General features: G+C 48.5%; 16 protein-coding genes, 1 other RNA gene and 2 pseudogenes. 6 read left to right on the top strand and 13 right to left on the bottom strand.

The window, feature by feature from the left end:
• Positions 1–326 (bottom strand): annotated as a pseudogene (locus tag ACCC84_RS16665) (transposase); the annotation flags it as partial.
• 50 nt (positions 327–376) lie between these two features.
• On the opposite strand from ACCC84_RS16665, the gene ACCC84_RS16670 reads away from it, so the two are divergent.
• Positions 377–1,189: a hypothetical protein gene (locus ACCC84_RS16670; protein ID WP_371902075.1), complete on the top strand. Its 813-nt coding sequence runs from the start codon at positions 377–379 to the stop codon at positions 1,187–1,189.
• A 39-nt stretch (positions 1,190–1,228) separates the two neighbouring features.
• On the opposite strand, the gene ACCC84_RS16675 is transcribed toward ACCC84_RS16670, so the two are convergent.
• The 6 genes and pseudogenes from ACCC84_RS16675 to smpB all read right to left on the bottom strand — a co-directional run bounded on the left by ACCC84_RS16675 (position 1,229) and on the right by smpB (position 8,019).
• Complete coding sequence (locus ACCC84_RS16675; RefSeq protein WP_163525674.1) at positions 1,229–1,729, bottom strand: TIR domain-containing protein; 501 nt, start codon at positions 1,727–1,729, stop codon at positions 1,229–1,231.
• Between the two features lie 10 nt (positions 1,730–1,739).
• Positions 1,740–3,185, bottom strand: a complete 1,446-nt coding sequence (locus ACCC84_RS16680; RefSeq protein WP_371902076.1) for an SIR2 family protein — start codon at positions 3,183–3,185, stop codon at positions 1,740–1,742.
• A gap of 515 nt (positions 3,186–3,700) precedes the next feature.
• Positions 3,701–5,521, bottom strand: a complete 1,821-nt coding sequence (locus ACCC84_RS16685) for a DUF4365 domain-containing protein (RefSeq protein ID WP_371902077.1) — start codon at positions 5,519–5,521, stop codon at positions 3,701–3,703.
• A 207-nt stretch (positions 5,522–5,728) separates the two neighbouring features.
• Positions 5,729–6,957, bottom strand: a pseudogene (locus tag ACCC84_RS16690) (phage integrase central domain-containing protein).
• A 165-nt stretch (positions 6,958–7,122) separates the two neighbouring features.
• Positions 7,123–7,486: a transfer-messenger RNA gene (ssrA, locus tag ACCC84_RS16695) on the bottom strand.
• 50 nt (positions 7,487–7,536) lie between these two features.
• The gene (gene smpB, locus ACCC84_RS16700) at positions 7,537–8,019 is read right to left on the bottom strand and encodes an SsrA-binding protein SmpB (RefSeq protein WP_004959495.1); all 483 of its coding nucleotides are present in this window, start codon (positions 8,017–8,019) and stop codon (positions 7,537–7,539) included.
• 161 nt (positions 8,020–8,180) lie between these two features.
• Between smpB and ACCC84_RS16705 the strand changes: the two genes are divergently transcribed.
• On the top strand, positions 8,181–8,615 hold the full coding sequence (locus ACCC84_RS16705; protein ID WP_004959498.1) for a type II toxin-antitoxin system RatA family toxin: 435 nt from the start codon (positions 8,181–8,183) through the stop codon (positions 8,613–8,615).
• Positions 8,608–8,892, top strand: coding sequence for an RnfH family protein (locus ACCC84_RS16710; RefSeq protein WP_004959500.1), 285 nt, complete (start codon positions 8,608–8,610; stop codon positions 8,890–8,892). The genes ACCC84_RS16705 and ACCC84_RS16710 overlap by 8 nt, the downstream gene beginning before the upstream one ends.
• 119 nt (positions 8,893–9,011) lie before the next feature.
• Here the strand turns inward: ACCC84_RS16710 and bamE are convergent, their stop codons facing one another.
• The 3 genes from bamE to nadK form a co-directional block, all read right to left on the bottom strand.
• Complete coding sequence (gene bamE / locus ACCC84_RS16715; protein WP_039991831.1) at positions 9,012–9,350, bottom strand: outer membrane protein assembly factor BamE; 339 nt, start codon at positions 9,348–9,350, stop codon at positions 9,012–9,014.
• Positions 9,351–9,518: 168 nt separating this feature from the next.
• Entirely contained in the window at positions 9,519–11,180 is a 1,662-nt protein-coding gene (recN, locus tag ACCC84_RS16720; protein WP_039991832.1) for a DNA repair protein RecN, read from the bottom strand.
• Positions 11,181–11,266: 86 nt separating this feature from the next.
• Positions 11,267–12,145, bottom strand: a complete 879-nt coding sequence (gene nadK, locus ACCC84_RS16725) for an NAD(+) kinase (RefSeq protein ID WP_088499764.1) — start codon at positions 12,143–12,145, stop codon at positions 11,267–11,269.
• 124 nt (positions 12,146–12,269) lie between these two features.
• Between nadK and grpE the strand changes: the two genes are divergently transcribed.
• The gene (gene grpE, locus ACCC84_RS16730; protein WP_004959510.1) at positions 12,270–12,851 is read left to right on the top strand and encodes a nucleotide exchange factor GrpE; all 582 of its coding nucleotides are present in this window, start codon (positions 12,270–12,272) and stop codon (positions 12,849–12,851) included.
• 49 nt (positions 12,852–12,900) lie between these two features.
• On the opposite strand, the gene ung is transcribed toward grpE, so the two are convergent.
• Positions 12,901–13,596, bottom strand: coding sequence for a uracil-DNA glycosylase (ung, locus tag ACCC84_RS16735; protein ID WP_004959514.1), 696 nt, complete (start codon positions 13,594–13,596; stop codon positions 12,901–12,903).
• A gap of 352 nt (positions 13,597–13,948) precedes the next feature.
• On the opposite strand from ung, the gene grcA reads away from it, so the two are divergent.
• The gene (grcA, locus tag ACCC84_RS16740) at positions 13,949–14,332 is read left to right on the top strand and encodes an autonomous glycyl radical cofactor GrcA (RefSeq protein WP_039991834.1); all 384 of its coding nucleotides are present in this window, start codon (positions 13,949–13,951) and stop codon (positions 14,330–14,332) included.
• A 103-nt stretch (positions 14,333–14,435) separates the two neighbouring features.
• On the opposite strand, the gene srmB is transcribed toward grcA, so the two are convergent.
• Positions 14,436–15,758 (bottom strand): ATP-dependent RNA helicase SrmB, encoded by a 1,323-nt coding sequence (gene srmB, locus ACCC84_RS16745; RefSeq protein WP_004959519.1) that lies wholly within the window; start codon positions 15,756–15,758, stop codon positions 14,436–14,438.
• 122 nt (positions 15,759–15,880) lie between these two features.
• Here srmB and trmN point away from each other — a divergent pair, with 122 nt between their 5' ends.
• Positions 15,881–16,636: a tRNA(1)(Val) (adenine(37)-N(6))-methyltransferase TrmN gene (trmN, locus tag ACCC84_RS16750; protein ID WP_004959522.1), complete on the top strand. Its 756-nt coding sequence runs from the start codon at positions 15,881–15,883 to the stop codon at positions 16,634–16,636.
• 35 nt (positions 16,637–16,671) lie between these two features.
• Here the strand turns inward: trmN and nadB are convergent, their stop codons facing one another.
• Positions 16,672–18,273, bottom strand: coding sequence for an L-aspartate oxidase (gene nadB, locus ACCC84_RS16755; RefSeq protein ID WP_182646437.1), 1,602 nt, complete (start codon positions 18,271–18,273; stop codon positions 16,672–16,674).
• Between the last annotated feature and the right edge of the window lie 197 nt (positions 18,274–18,470).

Here is an 18,470-nt window from a genome sequence, read left to right on the forward strand (position 1 = left end):
CTGATGCTTTTCGATAAAGACATACTTCATTTCAGGCGCTTGGCGAAGTATGTCGCGGCCTTTTGGAGAATGGCCAGTTCCTCGTCCCGTTCAGCCAGTTGGCGTTTGAGGCGGGCATTCTCAGCGGCGAGTTCGCCCTTACGTTCAGAGGACGTTGCCTGTTGCTGCCGCTTGCTACGCCAGGTGTAAATTTGCGACTCATAAAGGCTGAGTTCGCGGGCGGCTGCGGCCACACCAATACGTTCAGCCAGTTTCAGGGCTTCGTCGCGGAATTCAGGTGTATGTTGCTTGCGTGGCTTTTTAGTGGTTGATGCTGGTTTTGTCATGTGAGTCACCTCTTGCTTGAGAGTTTACTCACTTAGTCGCGTGTCCACTATTGCTGGGTAAGATCAAAAATAATGAAAAAAACATTTTCTTCAAGGGATCATCTCTTGGTAAAAAATTCAGTTGGAACACAATTAAGGCAAAGGTGAAATATGACAAAAATAGAGATGATGAACTCATTAGAAGATTCGCAGCAAGAAAAACAGATGACGAAAATAGTATTGGACGATTACCTATTGAACCAAATATCAATGACGATAGAACCATTATCAGAATCGATGATGATTCTTTCGGAGTCAGTCAGCATAGCATTAATTCAGACGCAGGAAGTATTAGAGAGGACAGAGAAAACGGCTTCAAAAACATCATCATTACTAAATCTGTCAAGGAATACGATAGACAAACAAATAGACGATTTAGAAATACAAAACAGAAAAATACACAAATACTCAACGGAGTTAAAAAACAATACAATCAAAAATCAAACAAAATTAATAATCAAGGTGGCTTCAGTCGTTGGTGTAATAAATATGATGGTAGTTATATTAATAGGATACTTGATCATACAGAAACAGCTACCACAGCCACAAATAACTTTAGACTCAAAAAACGTAGCAACATCAATAGTGGAGCAACTAAGATCGAAGAAATGAGAAAACGATTAGGAATAAGTAAAACCAATATAGTCTCTAAAAATAAAGGAATAGTCATTCATGAGGATATTAAAAAACAGCTGGTTCGTATAACTGAATATGAAAGTATATTTAAAATGAAATTGAAATCAAGCTTGAAAAAAGGCACGTTAAAACTACAACAAGAAGACGCAGAGCAGGTTGCTAAACATAAAATCTTTAAACCAAAATAAAAGAGGCCTAAAGCCTCTTTTATTTATGAAAACTGAAGGCTAGTTATTTTTTCTTATTGTAATTGCTTCTTCAACAGCATTTGCTAGATGCTCTTTTATCCAATTGTACTTTTCTTGGCTTGTAGAGCCCGTGGGATTATAGCATTTCACGATAGTAGAAAGCTTTTTCCCTGTATTACCATACCCAATATAATCAAAAGGATTATCACCTTTAGTAGAGGTATTTCCACCGCTATCTTTTAGACCATGAATATAAATGCCTACGACACCTTTTCCGTCATCCCACCCTTTAATGATTTCATGATTGATCCATTTGCGATTGGCTGTATCGCTACCAACAAGCACAACAATGCATGATTTACCATACATTTCGTCTGCAATCCATTTTTTTATCGCAGCCTCTCCGCCTTTTTTAACTGTTTCCCAGTTATTATCTGAAGTAGGGCTATTACCCTCAATGGCTCCGATACTACGAACTGTGGCAGCACGCCAATTATCTGGTATATAATGAAAACTGTAGAAGCAATTACGTTTAGTCATGATTTAGTCCTTATTTCAATGCTCTAAGTAAGTCGATTAAAACACCCTTAATAGTTTCCAGATCTGAGTTTTGATCAGAAATTTTATTTATGTGTTCTTTAAACTCTTTAGGGAATTCAGCACTATCAAAGTATCCATCCCGAGAAAGTTTATTATAAATTTCTCTTGTCGCATATTCAGTTGCGCCTACAGGTATTAACAAAAGTCCGTTATTTTTTGCTATTTCAAACTCTTTAATTAAACCATCAGCGATAACAACATTGCCATCTTTTATTTTATTACCAAAAACAAAAATCGCTATCCCAGCATGCGAAATCATATCTGTACGATATTCATTCCATATTTCTGAAATAGGTCGTTTACCAACTTCATACTGTGGAAAAGGTTTTAGTATTAACTGATCAGAGTCTAAACGCTTACCGCTCATATATACATTTTCTAATACACCGGTAATAACGGAGCTACCAACGCCTAACCCAAATCCAGATACTATTCGGAATCCTAAAGCAGCTATATCTTTCGACAAAGAGTAAATAAAGTGTTGGGCTTCATCTGATTTCCATCGACTATACTCATGTGCCGATCCAGATAAAAAAATTGTTTTTCTTCTATATGCCCATTCCAGTTTATGAAGAATATCTGTTATTTCTGAATAGTCAGATACAAGTATTGTTTTTATTCCAAATCGAAGCAAGTCTTGAATAAAGAGCTCTTGTTTACGTTTTCTATATTCTGTGTCGGCTTGAGATTCCCCGGCAGCTGAGGCCACAAGTTTCTGAATGCAATAATGCTGCCTTTGATCATTTGAGTAAGCAATCCGTACTCTGCTAAGAATATAATCAAGGTTCGGATCTGTAAAACTGAATCCTAAAAATAAAAATGTCTTTGAGACGAGATCACCGCTTAAAGCATTAATAAACGGCTGCATCTTGACATGATAACTCTCGTAATCATCTTTCGTGAGCACTGCTTCATCTGGATTCTCAATATCTCCGTGCATTTTGTAAACAACAGCATCTCGGCCCCGTTTTGTAAAGCTCAGTTGTTTGACACGATATTTTGTATCAGGTATTTTCCCTGCTTCAGTTAATGATTTCTCAATAAGTTTATCGTAGTTAGTTGTCCAATATGTAGATATTGGAAGTCTTGCAAGAATTTTATGGTTTGCAGTTATTTCAACATCATCAGATAGCTTATTTATCAGGAGCTGATTGAGTTTACCTCGGTTTGCTGAGTTTGAATTGCAGTGATATTGAGCTAAAGCAACTAAATCTGTTTCTTTTTCAATTTCAAGTTCAAGATCTTCAGCTATAGGACGGAGTAATTCAGTCCAGCTTACAAAGCCTGCGGGGGCGGACAGGCCCGCACCTGCAAAAATAGCCAAATTATCTTCTGCTAGATCACTAAGCAATGTAGCAATTAATCGTTGTTTTTGAGGCTCCGTAGTTGCTTTCAATTTTTCCACTCCATAATTTACAATTGGTATTTCGTGATTTTTATCTGCTACACAATGTAAACCAAGCTTAAAACTACAACATAATTAACCATTACAATAAGTAGGTCAACAGTTAAATTGCTAAGTCAAAGCTTGTTTTTTTATCTAATATCGAGGTGTGAAAATTTATATATAATACAGATAGTTATCGCTTTAAGGGGATTTTGGAAGGTATGAATATGGGCAAGAATTCTGACTGTTCGTAGAAGCGTTGTGATCCGTAAAGGGTATGTAAGTCAATCGTTAGCTTATGCATAAGAATCTTGGTGTTTAAAAAAATTCAGTGATATTAAAGGCATCAATAGTATTAGTTAAGTGATGATTGATAATTATGATTTAAATCATAGAGTTGCACTTTAGATGTAGATCCTGTCTTTCCACGGCGGAAAATTAATAGAAATAACAAACATGCCAATCTTGATAAGCAGAGTGGCTGTCCCATACAGACCACTCAAATTGGAACTAATTGTATGTAATTAGAATCTATACTTCTTAAGAAGAGTTTTATGATGTTCAACTTCTTTTAAATACCATTTGAGACTCCATGCCCAACTCTCCTCTCTTGGTTTACAATCCGCGCATTTATCACAATTTGATTGTTTGAAGCTATTACCAAAATCATAACTGCCAGTACTGTCATATAATTGACTTAATAAATTTCCTGTTCCTTGAGCATGTCCGTGTTTTAAGCAGATTAAGAGATGCATCCCGCCGAGAGAGTGCATTCTCAATGATTGGGCAAATATTCCTCCGGGGCGATAATGAACGAATAAATGCTCACAGTTTTTCATTATATTTGTGGGATCATAATTAGCAAATCCAATTTTAAGGAACTCATGATGTTCTCCTTGTGGGTCATCAGGGTCCATTCCTAGATTTTTGGCCATACTCAAGAAGTATTCTTTTTGCTCTTCAGTTGTAAGATCATAAAAATCTTTTTGACTGTCAAGACTGATAACATGATTTTCTATTTCTGTTAGGGCTTTCTCAAAATCTGGAAAAGTTGAAAGAATCATTTTCCGATGGGGTTGGGTTGCTTTAGGATTTTGTTTTAGTAAGGTGGCAGTAAGGAAGTATAATTTTTCAATTTTTTCAATATCTTTTGATAATACACAATATGTCATTACTAATAATGACATTCTTTCATACCAATCATCTAGAAAATCAATGGATTCCTTAGAACCTCGTGCTTCATGGATTCCTTTGAATATTAAAATTGATGCATAGATATCAACAAAAAAATCTGAGAGTATGTGATACTGCTGATCTCTTGTCATACGATTACATAACTCAATGATCTTTTGTAGGGAGATACAACAATCTCTATACATTATTTGAGTTTGATCATTGAAAATATAACGTTCTAAAGATTTTTCTTCGAAGTGATTGACTGAATGATGACTTGCATGAAGCTGATCCAGCTGAGCCTTAAATTTTGCTTTCCTTGATTTTCCTAAAGCAATTAATCTGTGAATCCGACTTTTTTGCTCTCTGGCTAATAGTATCAAATGCTGGCAAATATGAAAATTTTCTCTGTAAACTTCTCTCTTGATATTAGTATAAGGAGAAATTTGGAATGCTTGCAAGTAATATAATACTGCGATAAATCTATCTTTTGCTGGAACTATTGGTGAATTGCTTATTTCGGTAGAACGTTCAAAAACCGAGTCATATTTTCTTTCAGATAAAAGATTATCCAGCTGCTGGTGATACGCTTTATATAATGCTTCACCTATATCTTCAATTTTCTTATCGAGTGACGACGGACTAATGATAGGATATCTGACAACAGAATCCTTAAGCCCCTTAATATTCAAGTGATCCCAACAATCCATGACAGCATCTAATATTTTATTTGCTGAAGCAATATCTTTTCTTACTAACGTATTCTCAATTGGGATATGAACTTGAATGGTTTCATTTTGATTAGATTTTGATGCCTTTTCTCTTAATATTTCATTGTTAGTTAAGGGTAGCCAAAATATTTTCTCAGAGGAGATTTCTACTACAGCTAAAATAACAGGCACTTTAAATTCAAAGTAATATCTCAAACGCTCTGTTTTCAGGGTAAATGATAATAAGCTATTATCATGAATAAAAGTTGAGTTCTCTTCACCCTTAATCTGAACTTTGAAAACACTCTCTTTTCCAAGAGCTTTGCCACTACCATCTTTGAGTTCAATTTCTCCATCAATACCAAAATCATTTTGATCTTCTTGGCTTCGGAAAATCCAATGGCTTGGTAAGTTGTATTCAAAAATACGTCCGGCTTCAGTTCCAATCTCTCCAGCGTTCATCAGGCCTCTCAATCTTGCTCTTCGTATAATTTCCTCTTTTTATATAATACCATTTTCAAGCGATAACATAGCGATGGACCTAAAATCATTGCTTGAAGTTTGAACCATAACAACGTGGCAAGAGGAAATCAGTAAACATTTTCTATTGTAAAATCATGTGCTGTAGAAAAATACAGCACTATTGTTGTTGCCATCTTCAATCTACTTTCATGCTGCCATAGCTCTACGCTTCTGCGCCTGAACGTAATCTCCCCACCACTGCATCAACTGTGTTCTTTCAGCAAGATACTCAGCACTATTGTAAGCGGCTATGATTTCATTGTTCTTGGTATGAGCTAAGGCTGATTCAAGCACCTCTATTCTAAATTTACCACTTTCTTCAGCAGCCGTTCTTGCTATAGAACGCATTCCGTGAGCTACCAGTTCACCACCGAATCCCATTCGGATGATTGCAGCATTAGCTGTTTGCTCATGCATGTGATTAAGCGGGGCTTTGATACTTGGGAAAACCCACTCTCTATGACCACTGATTGGTCTGATTAACTCAAGGATGCGCATAGCCTCTTTGCTCAGCGGAATCTTGTGAGGGCGCTTCATCTTCATAAACTCACCGGGGATGTTCCAGAATCGATTATCTTCGTCAATATCATTCCACCGAGCACGGACAGCTTCTCCCGGACGAACCCACGTAAGGAGTTGCCACTCAATTAGAAGACGTGTTTCGAGCCGTATAGACGCGTTAGATAGAGCAATTAAGAATCGGGGTAAATCATCTGGTGGTAAAGCTGGCATATTTTGCTTTTTGGGTTTGCTAAATCTCTGGCCGAGATTGTCAGCAGGATTAAACTCAATAAGTTCTTCTGTCGCAGCCCAACGGAAGATTTCATTTAGACGTGAAATGATACGGCGCAGGGTTTCCAATACGCCTCGTTGTTCTATGGGGTCAAGGTGTTGTTTTAAGAGCTTGGGTCGGATCTCTTTGATAGGAACGTGGCCTAAACCGGGGAAAACATTTCGTTCAAGGCTCCGCCAGATGTCTTCTGCGTGGTCTAGAGAGATACCAGAGGTCTTAACCTTCTCATCTAACCATTTCCTAGCAACCGCCTGCAGCGTGTGCTCTGTAGCATCCTTAAGGGCGTTGGCTTTATCGTTGTTGTGAATCTGCGGATCGATATTATTTGCAAGCAACGACAAGTATTCATCACGTAAAGCCCGAGCCTTGGCAAGTGTGAGATGAGGATAGGTTCCTAAGCTCATCTTTGTTCGCTTCTTGCTTACTGGCACTGCATACCTGAAATACCAATTTTTCTTACCGCCCTTTGATAGGGGAGCGATTCGTAGCATCAGGCTATCACCGTCAAAAAGGTTGATTTCCTTTTCTGCTGGCTTGGTATTTTTGATTCAGTGTCAGTAAGTTTCTTTGCGATTTTTGCCATTTTAGGACCCTCTGCTTTAGGACCCAAAATGATGGGTCCCAAAAAGGGTGCCATAGCAAGTAGCTTCTAGCAAATTTCAGTAGACTTCATTAGACGTAAAAAAGCCCGCGAGGCTGGTTCCAAGCGGGCTTAGTAGACTTTACTTTACTTCATACTACTTAAAAATGGTGGAGCTGGGGGGATTTGAACCCCCGTCCGAAATTACTACACCGTCGGCACTACATGCTTAGTCCAATCTTTACATTCGCCGGTCAGCTGCGGATGGACACGCCACTAACAAACTATCCTGATTGGGTTTAACGCTTCAGCCCCAGGCAAGGCATCCACGCGATCTCTTTTAGGTTTGACCTCTCTTGATCCCCGTCCTAAGAGCGGAGGCTAGGGAGAGAGGGCTCTGAGCAGGGTATTAAGCTGCTAAAGCGTAGTTTTCGTCGTTTGCGACTATTTTTTTGCGGCTTTTTACGAGGCCAACCGCCCCTCGGCATGCTCCTAGGGCTTCGCAAATCCCGTCGAATCCAGAATCAGCCCCAAGTAACTAATCGGCATTATATCAGAAGTCTGCGCCGTAACGCCAGTGGCTTAACGGTTTGCGTGCTTCATGATACGGGCTTTCGCCGTTTGCCATTCACGATCCTTGATGTTATCGCGCTTATCGTGTTCTTTCTTACCCTTGGCCACGCCAATCTTCAGCTTGACCCAGGCATTTTTCCAATACATTGACAGGGCGACAACGGTGTAGCCCTCGCGGTTGACGCGCCCGAGCAGTGAATCCAGTTCACGCTTGTTCAGCAGCAGCTTACGCGAGCGGGTTGGATCGCATACCACATGCGACGACGCCACGTTCAGTGGCGTAATGGTGGCGCCAAACAGATAGGCTTCACCGTCGCGAAAGGTAATGTAACTGTCGCTGATGTTGGCCTTGCCTGCGCGCAGTGATTTAACTTCCCACCCTTGCAGGGACAGGCCAGCCTCGAATTCGTCTTCGATGAAGTATTCAAAGCGGGCACGCTTGTTTTGCGCAATGGTGGCTGAGCCGGGTTTGTATGCTTTTTTCTTTGTCATAGTGCGTTCATTATACTGGATGCGCCAGCGAAAGAAATCCTTTAGCGTTCAATGCCTGAGCAAATTTTCTCATTTTTGCCAGTGGTAGGGCGTAGCAGATTTTTTGTCTGAAGCCAGATAAATGTTATTATCTGTACGTTTTATGTTTCACAGGAAATGATATGCCCCAGATTAGTCGTTCTGCCTTGGTGCCCTTTAGCGCCCAGCAGATGTACCAGTTGGTTAACGATGTTCATTCTTATCCCGATTTCTTGCCTGGTTGTACCGGTAGTCGGGTGCTTGACGCTTCCGCTAACCAGATGACCGCGGCGGTTGACGTTGCCAAGGCGGGGATCAGCAAGACGTTTACCACGCGCAACACGCTGCAGGATAACCACAGCATTAATATGCAGCTGGTTGATGGCCCGTTCCGCAAACTGATGGGTGGCTGGCAGTTTACGCCGCTGAGCCCGGAGGCCTGCAAGGTTGAATTGCACCTGGACTTCGAATTTACCAATAAACTGATTGAGCTGGCGTTCGGCAAGGTATTCAAAGAGCTGGCCGGCAGCATGGTTCAGGCCTTCACGCAGCGTGCAAAAGAGGTCTACAGTGTCTGAGATACGCGTAGAGGTGGTGTATGCACTACCGGAACGGCAGTATCTGCGACAGGTTACGTTAGACGCCGGCAGCAGCGTTGAGCAGGCCATTGTGGCGTCCGGCCTGTTGGAATTACGTAAAGATATCGATTTGCACAGCAACAAGCTGGGAATTTACAGCCGGCCGGCAAAATTGGCCGATGTGCTTAACGACGGCGACCGGGTTGAAATCTACCGGCCTTTGATTGCCGATCCCAAAGAACTGCGCCGGCAACGGGCAGAGAAAGCAAAAAAATAAGGCGCTCCAGGCGCCTTATTTCTTACCAAAACCCCATTGACCGCTGTTCCGAGTTGCAGCCTGCCACTGTCATGCAAGGGATGGAGCTTCTCGCATGGGCCGGAAAAGGGCCGTGCTGATTATTTGGTCAGCGCCGGCTTGTTCTGGATATCGGTCAGTACGCCTGCGCTGTCAAAGGTCAGCGTCAGCGTTTGCTGCGTGATCTTTTCATGGCCAGGCTGCTGGCGGAACACGTAGAACCAGGTCTGGGTTCCGAAAGGATCTTGCAGCATCGGGGTTCCGAGAGTGTAAGCGACTTGCTGCTGGGTCATACCCTTGTGGATTTTTGCCACGTCCGTTGCCGTCAGGTAATTGCCCTGATTGATGTCGGGGCGGTAAACCACTTTTTCAAAAGTAGAACAGCCTGCGGTCAGCATCACAAGAGCCACAGCGGCAGCAGTCAGCATTTTACAGCGCATAGTAATCACATTCCTTTAGGGCATAGGATGCCGATGATAATAGACCTTGCAGCAGTTGGAAACCGGAAATCTACCGGTTACTCCTTCATCTTTCACGTTGTTGCATTGAAATCGTCCGGGTTGCAGCGCTAAAGTCAGACCGCAGGAATGCAAAAAAGTTGGGCTTTTTTATGCCGCTAGCAGCTCCTTGGCGTTGGCCAACGTATTTTTTGTTACTTCGCTGCCGCCAAGCAGTCGCGCCAACTCTTGCAGACGGGCGCGTTTGTCCAGCGGCGACATCTGCGTTTCGGTTTCCGTGCCGTCGGTTTGCTTGCTGACAAAGAAGTGCTGATGACCACAACCGGCCACCTGCGGCAGGTGGGTCACGCACATAACCTGGGTGGATTCGCCCAGTTGACGCAGCAAACGCCCGACGATGGCCGCCGTTGGGCCGCTGATACCGACATCCACTTCATCGAAAATCAGCGCCGGGGTTTCCATTTTGCGCGCGGTAATCACCTGAATTGCCAGGGCGATGCGAGAAAGCTCGCCGCCGGAAGCAACTTTGGCCAGCGCCTGCATCGGTTGCCCCGGGTTAGTGGACACACGGAACTCAACGCGGCTGGCGCCTTCGACGCCCAGGTGTTCCGGTTCAAAGTGTACGTCGATGCAAAACTGACCGTGCGGCATCGACAGTGCATGCATGCTTTCGGTAATCAGGTGAGTCAGTTCGTCGGCATACTGCTGACGCTTTTGATGCAGCTGTTGCGCCAACGCCAGCGCGTGCTGGTGATGCAGCGAAACGGCCTCGCTCAGATGCTGTTGATCGCTTTCCTGTTGCGAAAGTTGCTGCTGTTCATCCAGCAGTTGCTGATGCAGCAACGGCAGTTCCTCCGGCGCGACATGGTGCTTGCGCGCCAGACTGATTTGCCGCGAAATGCGTTGTTCCAGCTCGTGCAGCCGATTGGGATCGAGATCCATCCGCTCGGCGTAATGACGCAGTTCGTCGCTGGCCTCGCTGATCTGGATCGACGCCTCTTCCAGCATGTCGAGCAGGCTGGAAAGCCTGTCGTCCATGCCGATCAGCTCCACCAGCAGCTGCTTGGAACTGTACAACTGGCTGAGCATGTTGTGCTCGTCATCATCGGCCAGCAATTGCAGCGCGTGCTGGCTGAGGGTCAAGAGTTGGCCGCTGTTCGCCAGACGTTTGTATTCTGCGTCGATCTGCTCGAATTCGCCGCTCTGCGGTGCGAACTCGTTGAGCTCTTTCAATTGGTATTGCAGCAGTTGCCGGCGCGCGTCACGTTCGATGGACTGTTGTTGATGATGCGCCAGCTCACGACAGCTTTGGTGCCATTGCTGATAAGCATGACGCATGGCCAGCAGCAGCGTGGGTTCGCCGACGTAGGCATCAAGCAGGGATTTTTGGTGTTCAGGTTTTAGCAACAATTGATGCGCATGCTGGCCATGGATCTGGATGAGACGCTGGCCGAGTTCGCGCAGTTGCGACAGGGGCACCGAGATGCCGTTGATAAAGCCGCGCGAACGGCCGTCGGTACCGATAACCCGCCGCAGCAGGCATTCGTCGTTATTGTCCAGATGGTTTTGTTCTAGCCATTCACGGGCGGAAGGGGTATCTGCCAGCGAGAAGCGGGCACACAGATCGGCGCGGGAGGCTCCCTGCCGCACGGCATTGCCGTCGGCGCGGCTGCCGAGGCACAGGCCCAGTGCATCAATGGCAATTGACTTACCGGCACCGGTTTCACCGGTAATCGCCGTCATACCCGGTTGAAAGTCGATTTCCAACTCACGAACGATAGCAAAATTGTTGATGGTTAATTGCGCCAGCATGAGAACCTTCCTGTGTATAAACACATGACTGTAGTTTCATACAGTATAAACTGGTTTTATATACAGTAAAGTGGCTGGCGTAAATTTTAGAACAATTTTTTTGACCACCCGAGCTTTGTGCTTAACGTATTGAAATAGCTGTAGTCCTTTGGGTGAATAAGATTCAGGTGATAATCACTGCGGCGTATCAGTACTTCTTCGCCTTCCTGAATCGGCAGCGCTATCTGGCTGTCGCAGCTGATTTCCAGATCGCTGCTGATATGGGAAAACTTCAGCCGAATGGTACTGTCGCCATTGATCACCAACGGGCGGGCAGACAGGGTGTGCGGGAACATCGGCACCAGGGCGATCGCCTCCAGCGAGGGTGTCAGGATCGGGCCGCCGGCAGACAGCGAATAGGCCGTCGAGCCGGTCGGCGTTGCGATGATCAGGCCGTCGGAACGCTGCGAAAAGGCAAAGCTATCGTCGATATACACTTCAAATTCAATCATGTGTGCGACTTTGCCGGGGTGCAGTACCACCTCGTTGATCGCCGTGCTGATGCGGCATTGCTGGTGTTGGCGATGAACGATGGTTTCCAGTAGAAAACGCTTTTCGTCGATGTATTCGCCTTCCAGCACGTCAGCCAACTGTTGCAGCGCGTTGTCGGGATCCAGATCGGTCAAAAAGCCCAGATTGCCGCGGTTGACGCCAATCACCTTGATGTCGTAACGCGCCAGCACGCGCGCCGCGCCGAGCATATTGCCGTCGCCGCCCACCACCACCGCCAGATCGGCCTGCTGGCCAATCTCCGCCAGGCTGCCGGTCACCGCGTCTTTCAGGCCCAAATCCTTGGCGATCTGCTGTTCGATCAGCACCGAGTAACCACGAGCGACCAACCAGTGAAACAGCATCTCGTGAGTGGCCAGCGCCGAGGGGTGACGCGGGTGGCCAACAATGCCAATACATGCGAATTTTTTATTCATTGTTGTGATTTTCCTCACCGGAGCCAGATTATGCCCCACATTGTGACCGGTTGACTTGAAACCCCGATTTTGATCCCCATAATAAGCCAAGTTGCGAGATTAATGCTAAAACGCGGAGATATTCATGAGTAGTAAAGAACACAAGACGCCAAACGAGCAAGTCTCGGAAGAAATGGAAAACGTTCAGCACGAAGAACAGCAGCCGGAAGCAGCGGAAGGTGTCGATCTGCGTGATCAACGCATTGCCGAGCTGGAAGCTCAACTGGCAGAAGCTCAGCAACGCGAGCGCGATAGCCTGCTGCGCGCCAAGGCCGAGATGGAAAACGTTCGTCGCCGCACCGAACTGGATATCGAAAAAGCGCACAAGTTCGCGTTGGAGAAGTTTTCCGCCGATCTGTTGCCGGTGATCGATAACCTGGAGCGCGCGCTGGAACTGGCCGATCGCAATAACCCGGAACTGGCTGCAATGATCGAAGGCATCGAACTGACGCTGAAATCGCTGCAGGACGCGGTACGCAAGTACGGCATCGAAATCGTTGGCGATGTCAACGTGCCGTTCAACCCGGACGTGCACCAGGCGATGAGCCTGATGGAATCAGATCAACACCAGCCAAACCACGTAATGATGGTGATGCAGAAAGGCTACACGCTGAACGGCCGTTTGCTGCGCCCGGCGATGGTGGCGGTATCAAAAGCCAAAGCCTGACGGTTTCTGAAAACAAAAGGCACCTTAGGGTGCCTTTTTTGCGTCTGGATTATGCCGGTTCTACCTCGTTGGGCAGTTGCGGCGTCCAATCGATCGGTGCCAGCCCTTGCTGTTCCAGCAATTGATTGGTCTGCGAGAAATGCTGGCAGCCAAGGAAACCGCGGTGAGCGGAAAGCGGCGACGGGTGCGGGGCTTTCAGGACGTGGTGACGCTGGCGATCGATAAAATTACCTTTCTTCTGCGCGTGCGATCCCCACAGTAAAAAGATGACGCCTTGGCGATTTTCGTTCAGCGCGGCGATCACTTTATCGGTGAAGGTTTCCCAACCGAGCCTGGCGTGGGAGTGCGCCTGACCGGCCTCGACGGTGAGCACGGTATTGAGCAGCAGTACGCCTTGTTCCGCCCAGCTTTGCAGGCAGCCGTGACTCGGACGCTCAAAACCGGCAATGTCGCTGGTCAACTCTTTATAGATGTTGACCAGCGAAGGCGGCACCGCGACGCCGGGGCGCACCGAAAACGCCAGACCATGCGCCTGATTCGGCCCATGATAAGGATCCTGACCGAGGATGACGACTTTGACATCCGCCAGTTCGGTAAAGCGAAACGCATTGAAAACGTCTTTTTGCGGTGGGTAGATGGTCTTGCCAGCCTGGCGCTCTGCGGCAACAAAGGCGAGTGTTTCAACAAAATAGGGTTGCTCTTTTTCTTTTCCGATGACGTCATGCCAGGTGAGGGAGGTGGTCATTAACGCTCTCCTTTGTTTTTGTTAGCAATTAATTGGCTATAGCTTACCGTTTACGCCCCGCGAGTGAAACCGCTCTTTCTTGCCCTGGTCACGGCATTGTCGCGGTGACTTTCAATTTTTTTTGAAAATTTACAAAACTTATTGCGTTGGGCCAACGGAAGAATATTGATATAAAACAAAAATTTGCCGCCTTTACGATGCGAGGTGTCCGGTGGAAATTGATTTTAATCAAAGAATTGCCGTCGTCGGACTGGTATACAGAATGATATGGCAACGGGGTTCTACCCATTGGGTGAAACCCGGTTTGGGTTTTAATCAAAATAATTTATCGCCCTTGTACGGAGGCAACAACATGATCACCGGTATTCAAATCACCAAAGCCAGCAATCAGGCGCTGGTTAACTCTTTCTGGCTGTTGGATGACGAAAAGTCAGAAGCGCGTTGCGTTTGCGCCAAAGCCGATTATGCGGAAGATCAAATCGTCCCGGTAACCGAACTGGGGCAGATCGAATACCGCGAAATCCCGATGGAACTGCAACCTACCGTGCGGGTAGAGGGCGGCCAGCATCTGAATGTTAACGTGCTGAGCCGTGAAACGCTGGAGGATGCGGTGCAAAACCCGGAAAAATACCCGCAATTGACCATTCGCGTTTCTGGCTATGCGGTGCGCTTCAACTCGCTGACCCCGGAGCAACAACGCGACGTTATTACCCGCACCTTCACCGAAAGCCTGTAACTGGCCCTGACATTGACGGCATTCGTTTACGGATGCGTCGCTTGCCACAGGCATAAAAAAACCGCCGTTGATACGGCGGTTTTTTATTGCGGCGAGTTATTGATTACTTGCCGCTGTCTTCAGGCTTGGCTTTGGCCTGACGACGTTTGCCAACGTTTTTGGCGTCGCGGTGACGCACCTTCACTTTGGCTTTTTCTTTGTTCTTTTCTTTGCTCTCTGCGCGCTTGGCCAGCACCTTCTTGGACGGTTTGCCGTTGCTCTTTTCGCTTGGCTGCTTGGTGCTTGGTCGCAGCTCATCAATCACCCGCGCTTTCAGCGGTTCATTGAGATAACGGCCGACCTTGCCCAGCAGCAGATGATCGTGCGCTTCCACCAGTGAAATGGCGGTGCCCTTGCGTCCGGCGCGTCCAGTACGCCCAATGCGATGCAGATAGGTATCGGCGGTACGCGGCATGTCAAAGTTGAACACGTGGGTGATATCGAGAATATCCAGACCACGTGCCGCAACGTCGGTGGCAACCAGCACGTTGACCCGGCCGTCCATCATGCGTTTTACCGCTTCGTTGCGCTTGGCCTGCACCATTTCCCCTTCGAGATAGCAGGTGTTGATGCCCGCCTCACGCAGCCAGGTCGCCAGTTCATGCACCCGTTCGCGCTTGCGCACGAAGATCACCGACTTTTGCACATCCGGCTGTTGCAGCAGATGAACCAGCAGCGCGGTTTTATGCTTAACGTCGTCGGCACGGTAGTACCATTGCAAAATCTTTTTGCGTTCGCGACGAGAAGGGTCGGCTTCAACTTCCACCGGCTCTTTCAAAATGCGCTCGGCAAATTCGCGGATGGCTTCGCCTTCCAGCGTGGCGGAAAACAGCAGCGTCTGGTTGCGCCAGCGGGTTTCGGCCGAAATGGTTTCGATATCCTGCGCGAAGCCCATATCCAGCATGCGGTCGGCTTCGTCGAGGATCAGCGTTTCTACCGCACGGCAGTCGAAGTTTTCTTCTTTGATGTATTGCAGCAGGCGGCCGGTGGTGGCGACCACCACGTCCTGATTTTCGCTGAACACTTCCGCGTGGTTCATATACGCCACGCCGCCGGTAATGGTGGCGATGTCCAACGAGGTATGAGCAGCCAGTTCACGCGCCTGATCGGCGACCTGCATTGCCAGTTCACGCGTTGGGGTGAGGATCAGTACGCGCGGTGGGCCGGATTTTTTACGTGGGAAATCCAGCAGATGCTGTAATACCGGCAGCAGGAATGCGGCGGTCTTACCGGTGCCGGTTGGCGCCGAACCCAATACGTCACGCCCGTCCATGGCCGGCGGAATGGCTGCGGCCTGAATGGCGGTTGGGCGGTCGTAGCCTTTATCGCGCAGGGCGTTAATCAGGCGTTCATCGAGATCGAGTTCGGAAAAATTGGTTGCTGTCATGGTCTACCTCTACTTGGGGCGCCGATTATAGACGGGTTGGCCGCCGGGTTCACCCTTTTTAAGGAAAGCATCTCTTTTACCCACTAGCAGATTGCCTTATGCTACGCCAGTTTTCTAGCCGGATGGTCAATGTGAGCAGTCAATCAAACGCCGATTTCAAACCGCGACGCGGTGGTTTTACCTTCAAGCAATTCTTCGTTGGTCACGATCGCTGTGCGATGAAAGTCGGCACCGACGGCGTGCTGCTGGGCGCCTGGGCGCCATTGGCGCAGAGCGGCAAGGTGCTGGATATCGGCTGCGGCAGTGGCTTGATCGCCTTGATGCTGGCGCAGCGCTCGCCGGCTGAGATACATATTGATGCGGTGGAACTGGATACGGCTGCCGCAGAGCAGGCGCAGGAAAACGTCCTGCAATCACCGTGGTCGCAACGTATCAGGGTTTATGCGCAGAATATCGAGGATTTCGCCCAGCGTCACGCCGGGCGCTATGCGCTAATTGTCAGCAATCCGCCATACTTTGAGCCGTCAGTGGCCTGCCGCGATCGGGCGAGAGACACCGCGCGCTATACCGAAACCTTGCCGCACGATCTGCTACTGGATTGCGCGCAGCGCTTGCTGGGCGACAACGGCCAGCTGTGCGTGGTGCTGCCGTATGCCATCGGCGAGGCGTTCGCCGCCGATGCACAGCGGCGCGGCTGGCATATGGCGCTGCGAGTGAACGTCAGCGATCGGCCACAGACGCCGCGCCACCGAATGCTGCTGTCGTTGACGCGTGAACCGCAGCGTTGTGTGGAAAACGATCTGGCGATCAAGCAGGCCGACGGCAGCTACAGCGAGGCATTCCGCGCGCTGATTGCCGATTTTTATCTGTTCTATTAATTAACCGGGACACCGCTGGTGCCCCGATTCGCAGGTCAGGGTTGCAGGATCGTCGGGCGCGAGTCTGGCAGCATATCCGGGTAGTCCAGCGTATAGTGCAGGCCACGGCTTTCCTTGCGCGCCATGGCGCTGCGCACGATCAGCTCCGCGACCTGAACCAGATTGCGCAGTTCCAGCAGGTTGTTGGAGATGCGGAAGTTGGCGTAATACTCATCGATTTCCTGTTGCAGGGTATTGATGCGGCGCAGGGCCCGCTCCAGGCGCTTGCTGGTGCGCACGATGCCGACATAATCCCACATGAACAACCGCAGTTCGTGCCAGTTGTGCTGAATCACTACCCGTTCGTCGGAGTCATCGACGCGGCTTTCATCCCAATGAGGGAGCTGCCTGGCTAGCGTAATGAACGGCAGGCGGGTAATGATGTCTTCCGCCGCCGACCAGCCGTAAACCAGACATTCCAATAAAGAATTCGATGCCATGCGGTTGGCGCCGTGCAGGCCGGTGTAGCTGACTTCGCCAATCGCATACAGGCCGTCCAGATCGGTGCGGCCATGTTGATCGACCATTACGCCGCCACAGGTGTAGTGGGCGGCAGGAACGATCGGGATCGGCTGCTTTGTCAGATCAAAGCCCAGCGTCAGCAACTTCTCATGGATCATCGGGAAGTGCTGGGTGATGAACTCAGCCGGTTTATGGCTGATATCCAGATACATGCAATCGGCGCCGAGGCGCTTCATTTCATGGTCGATGGCGCGCGCCACGATATCGCGTGGCGCCAGTTCACCCCGCGGATCGAAGTCCGGCATGAACCGACTGCCATCCGGGCGTTTCAGATAGGCACCTTCGCCGCGCAGCGCTTCGGTCAGCAGAAAATTACGCGCTTGCGGGTGGAACAGGCAGGTGGGATGAAACTGGTTAAACTCCAGGTTCGCTACCCGGCAGCCCGCACGCCAGGCCATGGCAATGCCATCGCCGGAGGAGATATCCGGATTGGTGGTGTATTGGTAAACCTTGGCGGCGCCACCGGTAGCCAGTACCACGGTTTTGGCGCGATAGGTTTCCACCTGTTCGCGCTCTCGGTTCCAGACATAGGCTCCTACGACGCGTCGGGTGCCCGGCAGGCCAATCTTGTTTGAGGTGATCAGGTCAACCGCGTTGCGGCGCTCCATCACGCAAATATTCGGGTGGGCGCTTGCTTTCCCTACCAGGGTAGTCTCTACTTCCTTACCGGTGGCATCGGCTGCGTGCAGGATGCGGCGATGGCTGTGGCCGCCTTCGCGCGTCAGGTGATAACGTTCTTCACCCTGTGCGTTGGTTTCGGTATCGAACAGCACGCCCTGGTCGATCAGCCACTGTACGCAGTGGCGAGCGTTGCCGGCGATAAATTCTACCGCGTCTTTGTCACACAATCCGGCACCGGCAATCAGCGTGTCATCAACGTGTGAGGCAATACTGTCTGTTTCATCAAATACCGCGGCGATCCCGCCCTGGGCATAAAAGGTGGCGCCTTCGTTGAGCGGGCCTTTGCTCAGCACGGTAACCTTGCAATGCTGCGCCAGTCGCAGGGCCAGTGACAGGCCCGCCGCGCCGCTGCCGACGATCAGTACATCACTGACATGTTCATATGATGGTTGCATAACGTATGATGTGTGCAGAAGAAGAGTGAAAATCATGTTAGCCTACTTGTCCGGGCAAAAGCCACGGATAGGGCGACATCTACAGAAAAAACAATGGCGGTATGGAACTTCGGGTTTCATATGAACTCCAAGCGAGTGCTTGCTCAGGAAAATAACGTATGGCTGGCAGTACAATTTCACGCGTGGAGACAGATTTG

The organism is Serratia odorifera, from assembly GCF_041448735.1.
Taxonomy (GTDB): Bacteria; Pseudomonadota; Gammaproteobacteria; order Enterobacterales; family Enterobacteriaceae; genus Serratia_F; species Serratia_F odorifera.